Raw genomic sequence first — 15,921 nt, forward strand, 5'->3', positions numbered from 1 at the left:
TCGTATAATGTGTTGAGATTGTTTCTTATTATAAAAGGAGTTTGATTCATGACTGATAAAAAATATACTCTTGGAATCGACATCGGTTCCACTACTGTTAAAATTGCGATCCTCGACGAAGAGAACCAGCTTCTCTTTGCCGATTACGAGCGCCATTTTGCAAACATCCAGGAAACACTTGCCCATCTGCTCGGGGAAGCCCACGAAAAACTGGGCGAACTGACCCTGCAGCCGGTCATCACCGGTTCCGGCGGACTCGCGCTTGCCAACCATCTTGGCATTCCATTCACGCAGGAGGTTATCGCAGTTTCCACATCGTTAAAAGCGCTGGCTCCGCAGACCGACGTTGCCATCGAGCTCGGCGGCGAGGATGCCAAAATCATCTATTTTGAAGGCGGCAATGTCGAACAGCGTATGAACGGTATCTGCGCCGGCGGTACCGGTTCGTTCATCGACCAGATGGCTTCTCTTCTGCAGACCGATGCAACCGGCCTGAATGAGTATGCGAAACATTACCAGGCCATCTACCCGATCGCTGCCCGCTGCGGTGTATTCGCAAAAACGGATATCCAGCCGCTCATCAACGACGGTGCAACAAAAGAGGATCTTGCCGCTTCTATTTTCCAGGCAGTCGTCAACCAGACCATTTCCGGTCTTGCCTGCGGTAAACCAATCCGCGGCCACGTTGCCTTCCTTGGCGGCCCGCTGCACTTCCTCTCGGAATTAAAGACAGCGTTCGTCCGTACCTTAAAGCTGGATGACGAGCACGCGATCGTGCCGAACAACTCTCATCTGTTTGCAGCCATCGGTTCTGCAATGAATGCAGAGGGAAAGACCGAGGTTTCTCTTCTCGCGCTGAAAAAACGGCTCGAAGAAAAAGTAGCCATCGATTTTGAGGTTGCCCGTCTCGAACCGCTGTTTAAAGACCAGGAGGAGTACGATGCATTCCTGGCCCGCCAGAGCGTCAACAATGTTGTAACGGCTGATCTTTCCACTTACGAAGGAAACTGCTATCTCGGAATTGATGCCGGTTCCACAACCACAAAAGCTGCACTCGTTGGTGAGGATGGCGCTCTTCTGTATTCCTTCTACAGCAACAACCACGGAAATCCGCTCGGCACCTCGATCCGCGCGATCCAGGAAATCTACTCCAAACTGCCGGATTCCGCACAGATCGCCTGGTCCTGTTCCACCGGTTACGGCGAAGCACTCATCAAAGCTGCGCTGATGCTGGACGAGGGTGAGGTTGAAACGATTTCTCATTACTATGCCGCAGCATTCTTCGATCCGGAAGTCGACTGTATTCTCGACATCGGCGGTCAGGATATGAAATGTATCAAGATCAAAAACGGCACTGTAGACAGCGTACAGCTCAATGAAGCATGTTCCTCCGGCTGCGGTTCCTTTATCGAAACCTTCGCGCAGTCCCTGAACTACAGTGTACAGGATTTTGCACACGAAGCACTGTTCGCAAAACACCCGATCGATCTTGGTACCCGCTGTACCGTATTTATGAATTCCAAGGTAAAACAGGCACAGAAAGAAGGCGCATCCGTTGCTGATATTTCCGCCGGACTTGCCTGCTCCGTCATCAAAAACGCATTATATAAGGTAATTAAAGTTTCCGATGCCACCGAGCTGGGACGCCACATCGTTGTACAGGGCGGTACGTTCTACAACGATGCCGTTCTTCGAAGCTTTGAGCGGATCGCCAACTGCGAAGCCATCCGCCCGGACATCGCCGGCATTATGGGTGCGTTCGGTGCGGCGCTGATCGCAAGAGAGCGCTATTCGGCAGATCAGGAGACTACGATGCTCTCCATCGAAAAGATCAATGAACTGAAATACTCGACTACGATGGCAAACTGCAAGGGCTGTACGAACAGCTGCCGTCTGACCATCAACAAATTCTCCGGCGGCCGTCAGTACATCAGCGGAAACCGCTGCGAGCGCGGTATCGGAAAAGAGAAAAACAAGGATCATATTCCGAACCTGTTCGAATACAAATACAAACGAATCTTCGGCTACCAGCCGCTGCCGCAGGATGAAGCAATCCGCGGAGAGGTCGGCATTCCGAGAGTCCTCAATATGTTCGAGAACTATCCGTTCTGGTACACCTTCTTCACGCAGCTGAAATACCGCGTGGTACTCTCCCCGACTTCAAGCCGCAAGATTTATGAGCTCGGCATCGAATCGATCCCGAGTGAATCCGAGTGTTACCCGGCGAAACTGGCTCACGGCCATGTGACCTGGCTCTTACGCCACGGCGTAAAATTCATCTTCTATCCGTGTATCCCGTACGAGCGTACCGAGTTCCCGGAGGCCATCAACCACTATAACTGCCCGATCGTTACTTCCTACGCGGAGAACATCAAAAACAACGTGGATGAGCTCCAGGACGACTCCATCACATTCCGCAATCCGTTCCTCGCATTTACGAGTGAAAAGGTTCTCGCCGACGGCCTGGCAAAAGAATTTTCCGGCCTGCCGGAGGATGAGGTCCGCGCCGCTGTCCATGCCGGATGGGAGGAGCTCGCCGCTGCAAGACGTGATATGCAGAAAAAAGGGGAAGAGACGCTGCAGTATATGAAAGAAACCGGCCGCAGAGGTATCGTGCTTGCCGGAAGACCGTACCACATCGATCCGGAAATTCATCATGGTATTCCGGATATGATTAACTCCTACGGTCTGTGCGTTTTAACAGAGGACTCTGTTTCCCATCTTGCACCGCTCGAGCGCCCGCTTCGTGTCAATGACCAGTGGATGTATCACACCCGTCTGTATGCGGCTGCAAACTACGTAAAGACACGCGATGATCTTGACCTGATCCAGCTGAACTCGTTCGGCTGCGGTCTGGATGCCGTTACAACCGATCAGGTTTACGAAATTCTGACCAGAAGCGGTAAAATTTATACCTGCCTGAAGATCGATGAGGTCAACAACCTCGGCGCTGCCAGAATCCGTGTCCGTTCTCTGCTCGCCGCTCTGCGTGCACATGACCGCAAACAGGCGGTACGTGAAATTGTTCCATCCTCGATCCAGAAGCCGGTCTTCACAAAAGAGATGCGCAAAGATTACACGATCCTCTGCCCGCAGATGTCACCGATCCACTTCTCGATTCTGCAGCCTGCATTCAATGCTGCCGGATACCATCTGGAAGTGCTTCCAAATGACAACAAAGAGGCGGTTGATGTCGGCCTGAAATACGTAAATAACGATGCCTGCTATCCGTCTCTGATGGTAGTCGGACAGATTATGCAGGCTCTGCTCTCCGGCAAGTATGACCTGAATAAAGTAGCCGTCATCATGAGCCAGACCGGCGGCGGCTGCCGTGCATCAAACTATATCGGATTTATTCGCCGTGCACTGGAGAAGGCCGATATGACGCAGATTCCGGTCATCTCGATTAACTTAAGCGGTCTGGAAGAAAATCCGGGCTTTAAGATTACACCGGATCTTGCGATTCGTCTCTGCTATGCAGCGGAGTTCGGTGATATCATGATGAAATGTATCTACCGGATGCGTCCTTATGAGCAGAAGAAGGGAACGACAGACCGGATTCACAAAAAATGGGAGAAAATCTGTATTGATTTCATTTCTTCCAAACACCTGAGCCATACCCGGTTTAAACAGATCTGCCGCACGATGATCCGCGACTTTGACCATATTCCGATTACGAACGAGAAAAAACCGCGTGTCGGTATTGTCGGCGAGATTCTGGTTAAGTTCCTTCCGGCGGCCAATAACCATCTGGCGGAGCTTCTCGAAAGCGAAGGCGCCGAGCCGGTTGTGCCGGATCTGATCGATTTCTTCTGCTATTGCTTCTACAATACGAATTTCAAGGTAGAGCACCTTGGATTCAAGAAGAGCTCTTCGATGCTCGGAAATACGGGCATTAAGCTGATCAACTGGCTGCGGAGCGCGGCAGTTGCAGAGTTCAAGAAGAGCGAACACTTTGATCCGCCGGCTGATGTACGGGATCTGGCGAAGTATGCTTCTCCGATTGTTTCCTGCGGTAACCAGACAGGTGAGGGATGGTTCCTGACAGGCGAGATGATGGAGCTGATTCACAGCGACGTTTACAATATCGTCTGCATCCAGCCGTTTGCGTGCCTGCCGAATCATATTGTCGGTAAAGGTGTTATTAAGGCGATCCGCAAGGAGTATCCGAAGGCAAATATCGTGGCCGTTGACTACGATCCAGGCGCTTCGGAGGTGAACCAGCTGAACCGTATTAAGCTGATGCTTTCTACCGCAAATAAGAATCTGAAACAGGAATCTGGCGGAGAGAAAGACGCATAAGAAGTTACATACTGATTTTTCTATTCCGATATTTAAAAAAGCTCCTGTCCGGAAAACAGTTTTTTCTGTTTTCCGGACAGGAGCTTTTTTTACATAACAGGAAATTTCGTTGACATTCCCCGTTATAAGCCCTCCGGGCAGGATCGCACTGCGGCGGCGGGGAATTCTATCGCTAAAGCGGCCCGCCGCAGGCGGAGAATCCCGCAAAGCAGGATTTTCTCTTCTGTTTTCAGCGGTAAATCCGCAGGATGCGGAGAACCTTTACCAGCTTCGTTCCCATCGGCATACGGCGCATTTCTGCTTCCGTCGTACCGGTTACAACCACAAAAGCAATCAGATATACGACGATTGCGATCAGAATTGCGGCCAGCATACTGATCGATGGACGCTTCGTAATGGCGAACAGACCATAATAAACAATCCAGGTTACAACACCCATAATAGCTGCTGCGATCAATGGTTTTACATAGGTATTTTTGAACTCATTGCGGAAATTCAGGTGTTTGCGGATCGAAAGGTTATTCAATACGCACATGCTAAGGGAGAACAGGATTCCTGCAAAGACAACGGCATAAATGTTTGTCTTTGGGAAAACTGCAAGGATCAGCGCCAGGACGACGAGATCCATTCCAAGGGAAATTGCTGCATTGTGCAAGGCTTTCTTCTGCTGCCCGATCGACTGCAGGACACTGTTGGTAATGGTAGACAGTGCAGAAAAGACAACCGATACGGCACCCATCATCAGCAGTTTGCCGGAAAGGCTCGAACTTGACGGGAACAAAACGCCTGTAATCGGGAATGCCAGGACTCCAAGGCCGACGGCAGCCGGAATGGAAATAAACATGGTCAGGCGGATCGTTTCCAGAATTTTGTCGTTTGCCTCGTCAAGGTCACCGGTTGCATAACAGGAAGACACCTCCGGCATCATCGCAGATGCGGATGCACTCGCCATGGCAAGCGGAACATTAATCAGCGTAACGTAATAGTTGGAAAACTCGCCGTATGCAGCGTTCAGCGCTTTCTGGTTTTCGCCGTGCCATCCGAGGATGGTAAAGAACAGATAGTTGTCCAGGTAAGCGTTGCAGTTGTAAATGAATGTCGTGAAAATGACCGGCGTTACCATCAGAAAAAGTACCTGAAAAATTTCACGGTAGGATTCTTCACGGTGACGTGTATCTCTGGCCACCTTTCGCAGAATCGTTTTCCGATTTACCCCGTAAACGATCAGCATAAAGCAAAGGCCTGCCAGGACACCGGCTCCTGTTCCGAGGGTTCCGCCGGCGGCACCGAATTTGGCATGTTCGGTATCGTTTGTCGCGAACTGCTGGATGAAGAACCAGGCGGCGCCAATACTGAATGCGGCGTTGAATACCTGCTCGATGATCTGTGAAATTGAGGTCGGCATCATCGTGCTGTGGGCCTGGAAATAGCCACGCAGAACGCCGAGAACAGCCGAGAAAAAGATCGTCGGCGCCAATACACGCAGGGCGAGGAGTGCATTCTGCTGGTTATACGGCAGAAGGAATTTCCCGCCAAAGAATGCCACCAGTGCAGCAACTCCACCTACGATCACGGCGTAAAGAAGGGCACCGTGGAACACGCGATGTGCATTTCGGTACTCTTTTAATGCCAGACGTTCGGATACGATTTTTGACACTGCCATCGGAATACTATAGGAGGAGATCAGAAGCAGAATCGTATACAGATTACTCGCCGTACTGTAATAGCCAAGTCCCTCATTTCCAATCGTTTCGCCGAGCGGTGACCGGTATAAAAGACCGATCACACGTGAGATAATCGTTGCCGCCATTAAAATAGAAGTATTTCTCAATAATGTATTTTTCTTTTTACTCATGCTTTTGCTCCCGTATTACATTTTCGATCTGCCAGTCAATCGGCGCAAGACCGTTTTCTTCCAGATATTCGTTTGTTCTGGAAAACGGATGGCTGCCGAAAAATCCACGGTATGCAGAGAGCGGACTCGGATGAGCGGACATCAGCACCAGATGCTTTGGATTGTGGATCATCTCTTTTTTCCGCTGCGCCGGACGGCCCCAGAGGATAAAGACCATCGGTCGATCCTGCTCTGCGAGTACCTTGATCGCTGCATCGGTAAACTGTTCCCAGCCGATTTCCTTGTGGGAATTTGCCTGATGCGCACGTACAGTCAGCACCGTGTTCAGCATTAAAACACCCTGCCGTGCCCATTTTTCGAGATATCCGTTGTTCGGGATATAGCATCCCAGATCGTCCTCAAGTTCCTTGTAAATGTTGACCAGGGACGGCGGAATACTTACCTCCGGTTTTACAGAAAAGCAGAGCCCGTGCGCCTGTCCCGGCTCATGGTACGGATCCTGGCCCAGGATGACCACTTTTACCTGCTCGAGCGGGGTAAAGTGGAACGCATTGAAAATATCATCAGCCGGTGGATAAATGGTGTGAGTTTTATACTCCGCACCCACCGTCTGAAACAGTTTTTTATAGTAGTCTTTGGAGAATTCTCCCTTCAGGGCATTTGCCCAGCTTCCGCTAAGAGGCGGCATATCGTTTTCTCCTTCCTTTTACAGGCGGACCGGCACATTACGGCCTGCCAGATATTCTTTGACTTCACGAATTTCCAGTTCTTTGTAGTGGAACAGGGATGCGGCGAGGGCTGCATCGGCTTTTCCTTCGGTTAAGGCATCATAAAAATGCTCCAGCGTTCCTGCGCCGCCGGATGCGATGACCGGGATGCCGACGCTCTCTGCGATCGTTCTTGTCAGCTCGATATCGTATCCCGCCTTTGTTCCGTCGCAGTCCATGCTGGTGAGCAGAATTTCTCCGGCTCCGAGGCTCTCGGCTTTTTTCGCCCACTCGACGGCGTCGATGCCGACATCGATCCGGCCGCCGTTTTTGTAGATATTCCAGCCGCTTCCGTCAGCTCTCTTCTTCGCATCGATCGCAACGACCACGCACTGGCTGCCAAATTTCTGCGCCGCATCGCCAATGAGCTGCGGATTGTTGATCGCGGAGGAATTAATCGAAATTTTATCGGCCCCCTCTCGGAGCAGCATCTTGAAATCGTCCACAGTGCGGATTCCTCCGCCGACAGTGAACGGAATAAAAACGTTTGCCGCTACCTTCCGCACCATATCGACAACGGTTCCTCTCTGGTCGGAGGAGGCTGTGATATCAAGGAACACAACTTCATCGGCTCCTGCCTTGTCGTACGCTTTTGCAATCTCCACCGGGTCTCCGGCATCTTTTAAATCGACGAAATTAACGCCTTTTACGACTCTTCCGTTTTTTACATCCAGGCATGGGATAATTCGTTTTGTAAACATCGCTTAGTCCTCCTCTCCAATTTCCGCAAAGTTTTTCAGAATGGCAAGTCCAAGATCTGAACTCTTTTCCGGGTGGAACTGGCAGGCGAACAGATTTCCTTTTTCCACGGATGCATGGATGTGTGTACTGTACTCTGTCGTTGCTTTTACAATTTCCTCCTCTTCTGCTTTCAGATAGTAGGAATGGACAAAGTAAACATATGATTCCTGTGGGATGCCCTTGAATAATCTTCCTTCCTTCTGTAAATGGAGGGAGTTCCATCCCATGTGTGGAATTTTTAAGCCCTCTTTATCCGGAATCCGGAGAATCTCTCCTTTTAACAATCCAAGTCCTGCGACACCCGGACTCTCTTCGCTGCGTTCAAACAGAACCTGAAGCCCGAGACAGATTCCAAGAAACGGAGTCCCTTTTTCTACGATTTCATGAATAACCGGCACCAGATGATAGCGGTTCAGATTTTCCATCGCATCTCCAAAGCTGCCGACACCCGGCAGAACGACGTGATCTGCGCGTTTTAACACGTCTGGATCCCTGGTCAGTACAACCTCTTTTCCAAGGCTTTGAAAGGCTTTTTCCACGCTTTTTATATTTCCGGCATCATAATCAATCAGTGCAATCATAGGTGGGTCCTCCTCGTTTGTTATTTCAGTCCACGCCCCCTGTCATTGGGGGCATCTCTGCTGTTCTTTTGCAAACAGTACACTTCATTCTAACATACCGTTTTCTAAAATTCAAATTTTGAAGGTTATAAAATTATACAAAAATACAGAAATTCTTAAGATTTCTTTTACTCCCGCTCTTTTCTTTCTTTTTATACTGGACAAATGACGGGCATCACGCTACAATAAGAGCGTTGCACTAAGAAACGATAACACTTTGTAAAAAACGAGAGGTGTATATGATTACCAAATATCTGATTGTATTTTTGATTTCCATGGTTCCGCTCATCGAGCTGCGTGGTGCGATTCCGTACGCGGTAGCTTTCCATATTCCGACGCTTCCGGCCTATCTGATCGCCGTCATCGGAAATATGCTTCCGGTTCCGATTATTTTCCTGTTCGCTCGAAAGGTTCTTGTCTGGGGATGTGATAAAAAGTATATCGGAAAGTTCTTCACCTGGTGTCTGGAAAAAGGCGAAAAAGGCGGGGAAAAACTGAAAGCAAAAGCCGGCCGCGGACTTCCGCTCGCCCTGCTGCTCTTCGTCGGCATTCCGCTCCCGGGAACCGGCGCATGGACCGGCACACTGGCCGCAAGTATCCTCGATATGGACTTTAAGACCAGCGTTCTCGCCATCATGGGCGGTGTTCTCCTTGCAAGCGTCATCATGCTGCTTGCAAGTTCCGGCGTATTCGGGGCAATTGGGGCGCTTTTGGCGTAAACGGCTCTGCTTCCGTTTCAATTCCATAAAATTTGGCTTACAGCCGCACAGATTTGTTTTTCCGATCTGTGCGGCTGTTTTTGTATAACTTTTTTCTAACAGAAATTTTCCCTGCTGTTTCCTGTTCACGTTTTTCCGGATCGAATTCTGTTTCTTTTCTTCCAGTATTTTCTTGTACTATTTTCATTTTTCCTCTTGAACATTCGTTCGATTTGTGTTACACTTCTTTTATCGAACAGTTGTTCTTTTTATAAAATACCTGTTATCTTATTGTTTTACTTTTATTCGTATTCATTTGGACATAGAAAGGAATTTTTCTGCCATGCAGTTATCATCACAAACACTTTCTCTCTCCGAGAAGCTGAATCTTCTCGCTGACGCGGCCAAATACGACGTTGCGTGCACTTCCAGCGGTGTGAACCGTGCCGGAAAACAGGGACATCTCGGCAATTCGGTCTCCTGCGGTATCTGCCACAGCTTTTCTTCCGACGGACGCTGTATCTCTCTGTTGAAAATTCTGCAGAGCAACGACTGTATCTACGACTGTAAATACTGCGTCAACCGCGCCGGGAATGACCGGCAGCGCGCCACGTTTACACCGGAGGAGGTCTGTACACTCGTCACGGAATTTTATCGCCGAAACTATATTGAGGGACTCTTTTTAAGTTCCGCCGTCTGCAAAAATCCTGCCCATACGATGGAGCTCATGTACCGCACTCTGCATCTTTTACGTAATCGTTACCGCTTTAACGGCTACATCCACGTCAAAGCTATCCCGGGCGCACCCGCCGAGCTGATCGAAAAGACCGGCTATCTCGCCGACCGCATGAGCGTCAATCTGGAACTCCCGACCGGAGAAGGGCTGCAGAAACTGGCCCCGCAGAAGACACAGAAAGCGATTTTAAAACCCATGCGCCAGATCCAGTCCGGTATTGTAGATTACCGGCTGACCGCAGGGAAAAGCGCTTTTTTAGAGCGTTCCTCGGGAAACCGCTATCTCTCCCACTCCATTTTCGATACACGAAAGCAGATTTCCGCCTCCGCTGCCGATCTGGGCTGGATCTCTTCCTCCTCCGCGCGGTCACTGCCGGAAAAGGAACGCTCTGCTCCCTTCGTTCCTGCCGGCCAGAGCACGCAGATGATCATCGGTGCGACAAAGGAAAACGATTACCAGCTTCTCTCCACCTCACAGCTTCTCTACCAGCAGTATGACCTGAAGCGCGTCTTTTACTCCGCCTACATTCCGGTCAACGAGGATTCCGCCCTGCCCTCACGTGAAACCAAGCCGCCGCTTCTTCGGGAACACCGCCTTTATCAGGCAGACTGGCTGCTCCGCTTCTACGGTTTTCAGGCGGATGAACTGCTCGATGAAGCCCACCCGAACTTTCATGCACAGCTCGACCCGAAATGCGACTGGGCGCTGCGCCATATGGAGCTGTTTCCGGTGGAGATCAACACGGCTGAGTATGCCGACCTTCTGCGCGTTCCCGGCATCGGGCCGAAATCGGCCATGCGGATTGTAAAGAGCCGCAGAAGCTCCCATCTTTCATTTGATCATCTGAAAAAGATCGGTGTGGTGCTGAAACGCGCCAAATATTTTATCACCTGCGAGGGAAAAATGATGTATCACATGCGGCTGGAACAGCAGTTTCTGACCCGGCAGCTCACGGGAGAGGAAGCCGCCTCCAACTGGGAGGTTTCCCATCCGGAACAGTATCAGCAGCTTTCTCTGTTTGATGCTGCCGTACCTGGGCATATATAATCCCGGGCGTTCTTCTCACGGAAAAGCCTTTTTGCTGTATCTGCGCTTTTTGCAGAAGGCTGTTGTCTGTATCAATTGATTTCAGAAAGGATTTTATTATGACTGTTTACACCTGCAGCCCGGATCTTGCGTCGATCCTGACCTGCATCTATGAAGCCTGGAATTCCCGTCTCGGCTACCGCAATGTACGGCTGATGACGGAACCAGTCGGCAATCTGGAGCTGTTCTGCGATTACTGCCATGTTGAGCCGGACACAGAAAAAGCCGCCAGCGTCACGCGATCCATTCAAAAGAAGATCGGCGCAGCAGCCTGGCGGCTCGTCTATCTCTGTGCAATGTCCGAGAGAAGCGACGCTCCCGACATCATTTATCGTTTTCTGCTCTACGGCTTTTCCTATGGAAAGGATACCCTGCATATGCTGCAGGAACCGGCGGTATTCCACGCTTTTGAAGTTTCCCGTCAGGTCACAAATGAAGCGCATTCGTTCCGGGAATTTATCCGTTTTGCAAATATTTCCTCCGGTTTTCCGATCCTGGTCTCGCATATTTCCCCGAAAGCCAATGTGCTGACCCTGGTCGCTCCCCATTTTTCTGACCGGCTTCCCTCAGAAAACTGGATGATTCTCGATGATAACCGGCAGCTTGCCGTCGTGCATCCCGCTGACCGGCCCTTTTATCTGACCCGTCTTTCTCCGGATGAAATAGAACGCCTTTCCCTCACGGAATCCACTTCGGACCCTTACGAAGAACTCTGGAAAGGATTTTTCACCGCAATTGCCATCAAAGAGCGTTCCAATCCCGACTGTCAGCGTACGCATCTGCCGCTCCACTACCGGGATCATATGCCGGAATTTAAAAATTTTTAGAGTCTTAGAATTTTTCCAGCTGTTCCATGTTCAGCACAAACACAGTACAGCCTCCTGTCTGGGTATCAATCGGAACAGAGTAATTTCCGCCCGGGCAGAAGTTTCCGCTTTCCATCGGGGTGGCCGCATAGGTAACTGTTTTCCGAAGCCCTGCTTCCTGTTTTAAGATCGCAAGCACAGCGTCGAGCTTATGATCATCGGTTCCGATCAGCAGTGTTGTGTTCTTCTCCTTCAGGAAACCGCCGGTCGTGGCAAGCTCCGTCACAAAAAAGCCTTTTTTGTTCAACTCGGCAATGGTGTCTGCCTCGTCCTCTTTCCGTAATACAGCAACAATTAACTTCATACAAATTCCTCCTCGCATCCTCCGGTCAAACGGATTCTGATTTTTGAAAAGTCAGCTGCTTATGCCGTATGGCACATTGCATTTTTCTGTTTTCACAGTAAAAATAGCATAATGTCACGGAAAAAGAAAGTCTTTTTTTACTTTTTCACTTCAAATCCGTATGACACGGTTCCATTTTCGAATACCGCGTCCACTTCGTAGATGTAGCCGGCCTCGGCTCCCGGAATGCTCCAGCTCTCCGCATGCTCCACAGAAACGCTTTCTCCCTCCGGGTAACCATTGCCAAAGTTCTGCCCCCGGTCTTCGGCCGGCCATCTTTCTGCTGTGACAGAATCCGGCTCCTCCGAGAAGACAAGCTCCAGATCGGTTTTTCCTTCGTCATTTGCTGTATGCAGATCACTCAGTTCCGTCCATTCCAGAATGAACGCACTGTCCGCAACGACGTTCTGACCATTGCCGTCCTCATCAACATAAGACCAGGTATAACCTCCCTGTGTTGCCATAGCTGTCACCTGGGCATTTGGCTGTGTGTAGCACAGATTCAGAAACGGAATTTCCGATGGATCCTTTTCCGGCAGAATCTGGGAAAGTTCCTCATCGAATTTTTCTGCATCCGCCTCCGTACCGCCGCTGATTCTCATAATACGGCTGATACCCGGATATTGTCCCGGATAGGAGTTCAGCATAATACCGTCGCCCTCCACTTGAAGAAAATCTCCTTTTTTGATCTCGGACGGATCAATAGCATTTCCATTTTCATCGTAAAGTGTGTCGGACGGTGTATGTGTCACATAGATGTTTCCGTGTTCCAGATCTCCCAGGTACCATAACCCGGAATCTTCTGCAAGAAATACGGCTTTCTGTACTTCTTCTGCCCTATTGCTGTCCGCTGCAGTACTTGCTGTATCTGCATTCAGATTTCGGTCCCGTTCCGTTTTCATATAGATTCCGCCTCCAATCAGCACGGCGGCAACTACAACACCGGTCACTCCAAAAATAACTGCGTTTTCTTTTTTCATAAGCGTATTCTTCCTTTCCTGTTGTTTTCCCGTTTTTTTTACACGACTTGTTTTATCTTTCTGCAAGACATGCAAGAAACGGTTCCCCGTACTTTTCAAATTTGCTCTCGCCGACACCAGAGACCGCCAGCATTTCCTCTTTGTTGGACGGTTTCTCCATCGCCATCTGGATCAGTGTTTTATCCGAGAAGATAATATACGGAGGCACTTTATGCTCCTTTGCAAGCTCCATCCGGAGTGCCCGCAGTTTTTCGAATACCGCGGCCTCCTCGTTGGAAAGATCCTTTGCCGCTGCCGAGGTTTTTGTCTTTGTCTTCTCTTTTGCGGCTTTCGGAATCCGTTTTTCTTCTTTTGCCATCTTCATCAGCATCGTGCCGTCCTCATCCAGCAGCTCCGCCGCTTTTGGCAACAGGCGCACAATGCTGTATGTGTCGGCCGTTACATAGAGATATTCCCGGACCTGCAGTTCATTTAAGATCTGCCGCAGCCGGTAGACCGGCTCTTTTGCCAGTTCCCCGTAATGGGAGTTTTCATCCATGCGGTACTGGCGGATTTTCGCGGTATTCGCACCGTGCAGGGTATCGAGAATCACCGTCGTGCCGTAGCGCTGACGGCATTCCCGCACACAGCCAAGGATTGCCTTTGCCGCCGCTGTCACATCCACCGTTTCAAATTCCGAGAGGCAGTTGGAACAGTTTCCACAGTAATTGGAACCGTATTCCCCGAAATACCTCAGGATATAATCTCTGAGGCACTCATGGGTGAAACAGTAAAACGTCATTTTCTTCAGCCGTTCCTCCTCCCGCTGACGGATCAGCGCTGTCGTCTCGGGATCCTCACTCTCCTGCGCCATGTTTTCGATAAAAAACTGGTTTGTGATGACGTCCTGTCCCGCGTACAGCAGAATACATTCCGCCGGAAGGCCGTCCCTGCCTGCTCGTCCGGCCTCCTGATAATAGCTTTCCATGTTTTTCGGCATATTATAATGGATGACGTACCGCACATTCGATTTATCGATTCCCATACCAAAAGCGTTTGTCGCTACCATGATCTGCTTCCGGTCATAAATAAAATCTTCCTGGTTTTCCTTCCGTTCCAGGTCAGAGAGACCCGCATGGTATCTTGTGACAGAATATCCTTTCTGCTCGAGTTTCTCACAGACCTCCTCCACATTTTTTCTGGTCAGACAGTAAATAATTCCGCAGTCCGCCTCGTGCTCTGCAAGGAATGATTCCACGGCTGCGAATTTATCTTTCGGCTGCTGTACCGTAAATTTCAGATTTTTCCGGTCAAAGCCTGTGACCAGACGTACCGGATCACGCAAAGACAGTAGTGCTTCGATATCATCCCGTACCTCTTTTGTTGCCGTTGCCGTAAAGGCACCGATCACCGGCCGTGCGGGAAGCTGCTCGACAAACTCTGTGATTTTCAGGTAGCTTGGGCGGAAATCCTGACCCCACTGGGAAATACAGTGTGCCTCATCAACACTAATCATCGAAATTTCCATCGACTGCACCGCGCACAAAAATTCCGGTGTCAGAAGGCGTTCCGGGGCGACATAAATAATCTTGTACCGGCCCTCCATGGCAAAGCCGAGTGCCTTCCGGTACTGCGCCGCACTTAAGGAGCTGTTCAGAAACGCAGCGTGAATCCCCGCCTGGTTCAGGGTCGATACCTGATCCTTCATCAGAGAAATCAACGGTGATACCACCAGGGTAATTCCTGGCAGCAGAAGCGCCGGAATCTGATAACACAGCGATTTTCCTGCTCCGGTCGGCATGATGCCGAGCACGTCCTGTCCGTTCAGAAGCGCATCCACCAGCATCTCCTGCCCCTCCCGGAAGGAATCGTAACCGAAGTACTTTTTTAAAACCTCATATTTTGTCATCTTGTTTTTCTCTGCCCTTTCCATCCACTCTACCTCCATTGTGACATAGATTGCAGGTAAAGTCAAACAGATGTGTGCCGCATGTTTTCTTTCATCCATACATATATTGTCTCAAAAAGTCCTGGAGGGGGATTTTATGCGTTCTCTTTCACCCCTTTCCCGCCGGATCCTGAAAAAAGCCGGTATCGCCGCCGCTTTTTTCTGCTCCGCTTTTCTTTTTGGCTCTGTTCTGTCCCACTTTACCTGCCGTGCGCTCCGAAAGGCAGCCCCAGTTTTTCTCTCTGCTGCGCCGGAGACACCTGTTTCTTCCGTTTCGATGCCCGTCCTCTCCTCTGCTGCCGAAAACTGGGGGCTCTCCTTCCCGGAAAAAGGGAAGACTCCCGTCGGCAATGCTACATCCGAAGAGCTTGCCGCCTACAACGCCTGGTTTGCCGCTTCACCGGAAGAAAACATCATCTATCTGACGTTTGACTGCGGCTATGAAAACGGCAACACACCAACGATTCTTGATGCGCTCCAGAAGCATCAGGCTCCCGCAACGTTCTTTGTCGTCGGCAATTTTCTCTCCGACCAGCCGGATCTTGTCAAACGTATGGCAGCGGAAGGCCATATCGTCGGAAACCACACCTGGTCGCACCCGGATATGTCCAAAATCTCCACGCAGGAAGCCTTCTCAGAAGAACTGAACCGAGTCTCCACACTTTATCAGGAAACCACCGGCCAGGAAATGGTGAAATTTTACCGGCCGCCGCAGGGAAAATACAGCACACAGAACCTGCAGATGGCAAAGGACCTCGGATACCAGACGTTTTTCTGGAGTCTCGCCTATGTAGACTGGTACCAGGATCAGCAGCCGACCCACGAGGAGGCTTTCAAAAAGTTGACCGGACGCATTCATCCCGGTGCCATCGTCCTGCTTCATAATACCTCATCCACCAACGCGGAGATTCTCGATGAGCTGCTGACGAAATGGGAAGAAATGGGATATTCTTTCGGCTCTCTCGATCAGCTCGCATCGAAATCTGCCTGAGGACCGGAA

At 50.3% G+C, this 15,921-nt stretch carries 12 protein-coding genes; 5 read left to right on the plus strand and 7 right to left on the minus strand.

The genetic code is table 11. The features are described 5' to 3' along the window. Positions 1-48: 48 nt before the first annotated feature. The gene (locus tag DXB83_RS05765; protein ID WP_117804394.1) at positions 49-4,302 is read left to right on the plus strand and encodes a 2-hydroxyacyl-CoA dehydratase; all 4,254 of its coding nucleotides are present in this window, start codon (positions 49-51) and stop codon (positions 4,300-4,302) included. A gap of 229 nt (positions 4,303-4,531) precedes the next feature. Here the strand turns inward: DXB83_RS05765 and DXB83_RS05770 are convergent, their stop codons facing one another. Genes DXB83_RS05770 through hisH form a run of 4 tightly spaced genes read right to left on the minus strand, consistent with a single transcriptional unit; the run spans position 4,532 to position 8,246 of the window. Beyond that, the gene (locus tag DXB83_RS05770) at positions 4,532-6,157 is read right to left on the minus strand and encodes a putative polysaccharide biosynthesis protein (RefSeq protein WP_117804393.1); all 1,626 of its coding nucleotides are present in this window, start codon (positions 6,155-6,157) and stop codon (positions 4,532-4,534) included. After that, a complete protein-coding gene (locus DXB83_RS05775) occupies positions 6,150-6,845 on the minus strand; it encodes a uracil-DNA glycosylase (RefSeq protein ID WP_055219339.1) in 696 nt (231 codons plus the stop codon). The genes DXB83_RS05770 and DXB83_RS05775 overlap by 8 nt, the downstream gene beginning before the upstream one ends. A gap of 18 nt (positions 6,846-6,863) precedes the next feature. Further along, a complete protein-coding gene (gene hisF, locus DXB83_RS05780) occupies positions 6,864-7,625 on the minus strand; it encodes an imidazole glycerol phosphate synthase subunit HisF (RefSeq protein WP_117804392.1) in 762 nt (253 codons plus the stop codon). 3 nt (positions 7,626-7,628) lie between these two features. Continuing rightward, positions 7,629-8,246: an imidazole glycerol phosphate synthase subunit HisH gene (gene hisH / locus DXB83_RS05785; RefSeq protein WP_117804391.1), complete on the minus strand. Its 618-nt coding sequence runs from the start codon at positions 8,244-8,246 to the stop codon at positions 7,629-7,631. Between the two features lie 278 nt (positions 8,247-8,524). Here hisH and DXB83_RS05790 point away from each other — a divergent pair, with 278 nt between their 5' ends. The 3 genes from DXB83_RS05790 (at position 8,525) to DXB83_RS05800 (ending at position 11,632) form a co-directional block, all read left to right on the plus strand. Beyond that, on the plus strand, positions 8,525-9,004 hold the full coding sequence (locus DXB83_RS05790; RefSeq protein WP_117804390.1) for a COG2426 family protein: 480 nt from the start codon (positions 8,525-8,527) through the stop codon (positions 9,002-9,004). A 322-nt stretch (positions 9,005-9,326) separates the two neighbouring features. Beyond that, entirely contained in the window at positions 9,327-10,766 is a 1,440-nt protein-coding gene (locus DXB83_RS05795; RefSeq protein ID WP_117509203.1) for a putative DNA modification/repair radical SAM protein, read from the plus strand. Between the two features lie 98 nt (positions 10,767-10,864). Beyond that, entirely contained in the window at positions 10,865-11,632 is a 768-nt protein-coding gene (locus tag DXB83_RS05800; RefSeq protein ID WP_117509204.1) for a TIGR03915 family putative DNA repair protein, read from the plus strand. A 4-nt stretch (positions 11,633-11,636) separates the two neighbouring features. On the opposite strand, the gene DXB83_RS05805 is transcribed toward DXB83_RS05800, so the two are convergent. The 3 genes from DXB83_RS05805 to recQ form a co-directional block, all read right to left on the minus strand. After that, positions 11,637-11,975 carry a cyclic-di-AMP receptor gene (locus DXB83_RS05805; protein ID WP_055227503.1) on the minus strand — a complete coding sequence of 113 codons (339 nt, stop codon included), beginning with the start codon at positions 11,973-11,975 and terminating at the stop codon, positions 11,637-11,639. A 137-nt stretch (positions 11,976-12,112) separates the two neighbouring features. After that, entirely contained in the window at positions 12,113-12,994 is an 882-nt protein-coding gene (locus DXB83_RS05810; protein WP_117509205.1) for a hypothetical protein, read from the minus strand. A gap of 52 nt (positions 12,995-13,046) precedes the next feature. Next, positions 13,047-14,882, minus strand: coding sequence for a DNA helicase RecQ (gene recQ / locus DXB83_RS05815; protein ID WP_117509420.1), 1,836 nt, complete (start codon positions 14,880-14,882; stop codon positions 13,047-13,049). 136 nt (positions 14,883-15,018) lie between these two features. Between recQ and DXB83_RS05820 the strand changes: the two genes are divergently transcribed. Continuing rightward, positions 15,019-15,912: a polysaccharide deacetylase family protein gene (locus tag DXB83_RS05820; RefSeq protein WP_226906352.1), complete on the plus strand. Its 894-nt coding sequence runs from the start codon at positions 15,019-15,021 to the stop codon at positions 15,910-15,912. The last annotated feature ends 9 nt before the right edge of the window (positions 15,913-15,921 follow it).

Origin of the sequence: Blautia sp. OM06-15AC, assembly GCF_003481425.1 — a bacterium.
Lineage (GTDB): Bacteria > Bacillota > Clostridia > Lachnospirales > Lachnospiraceae > Fusicatenibacter > Fusicatenibacter saccharivorans.

What these genes read in the sequence shown, in the direction of transcription:
- DXB83_RS05765 (WP_117804394.1), top strand. Translation starts at nt 49, where the DNA reads ATGACTGATAAAAAATATACTCTTGGAATCGACATCGGTTCCACTACT.
- DXB83_RS05770 (WP_117804393.1), bottom strand. Translation starts at nt 6,157, where the DNA reads ATGAGTAAAAAGAAAAATACATTATTGAGAAATACTTCTATTTTAATG.
- DXB83_RS05775 (WP_055219339.1), bottom strand. Translation starts at nt 6,845, where the DNA reads ATGCCGCCTCTTAGCGGAAGCTGGGCAAATGCCCTGAAGGGAGAATTC.
- hisF (WP_117804392.1), bottom strand. Translation starts at nt 7,625, where the DNA reads ATGTTTACAAAACGAATTATCCCATGCCTGGATGTAAAAAACGGAAGA.
- hisH (WP_117804391.1), bottom strand. Translation starts at nt 8,246, where the DNA reads ATGATTGCACTGATTGATTATGATGCCGGAAATATAAAAAGCGTGGAA.
- DXB83_RS05790 (WP_117804390.1), top strand. Translation starts at nt 8,525, where the DNA reads ATGATTACCAAATATCTGATTGTATTTTTGATTTCCATGGTTCCGCTC.
- DXB83_RS05795 (WP_117509203.1), top strand. Translation starts at nt 9,327, where the DNA reads ATGCAGTTATCATCACAAACACTTTCTCTCTCCGAGAAGCTGAATCTT.
- DXB83_RS05800 (WP_117509204.1), top strand. Translation starts at nt 10,865, where the DNA reads ATGACTGTTTACACCTGCAGCCCGGATCTTGCGTCGATCCTGACCTGC.
- DXB83_RS05805 (WP_055227503.1), bottom strand. Translation starts at nt 11,975, where the DNA reads ATGAAGTTAATTGTTGCTGTATTACGGAAAGAGGACGAGGCAGACACC.
- DXB83_RS05810 (WP_117509205.1), bottom strand. Translation starts at nt 12,994, where the DNA reads ATGAAAAAAGAAAACGCAGTTATTTTTGGAGTGACCGGTGTTGTAGTT.
- recQ (WP_117509420.1), bottom strand. Translation starts at nt 14,882, where the DNA reads ATGACAAAATATGAGGTTTTAAAAAAGTACTTCGGTTACGATTCCTTC.
- DXB83_RS05820 (WP_226906352.1), top strand. Translation starts at nt 15,019, where the DNA reads ATGCGTTCTCTTTCACCCCTTTCCCGCCGGATCCTGAAAAAAGCCGGT.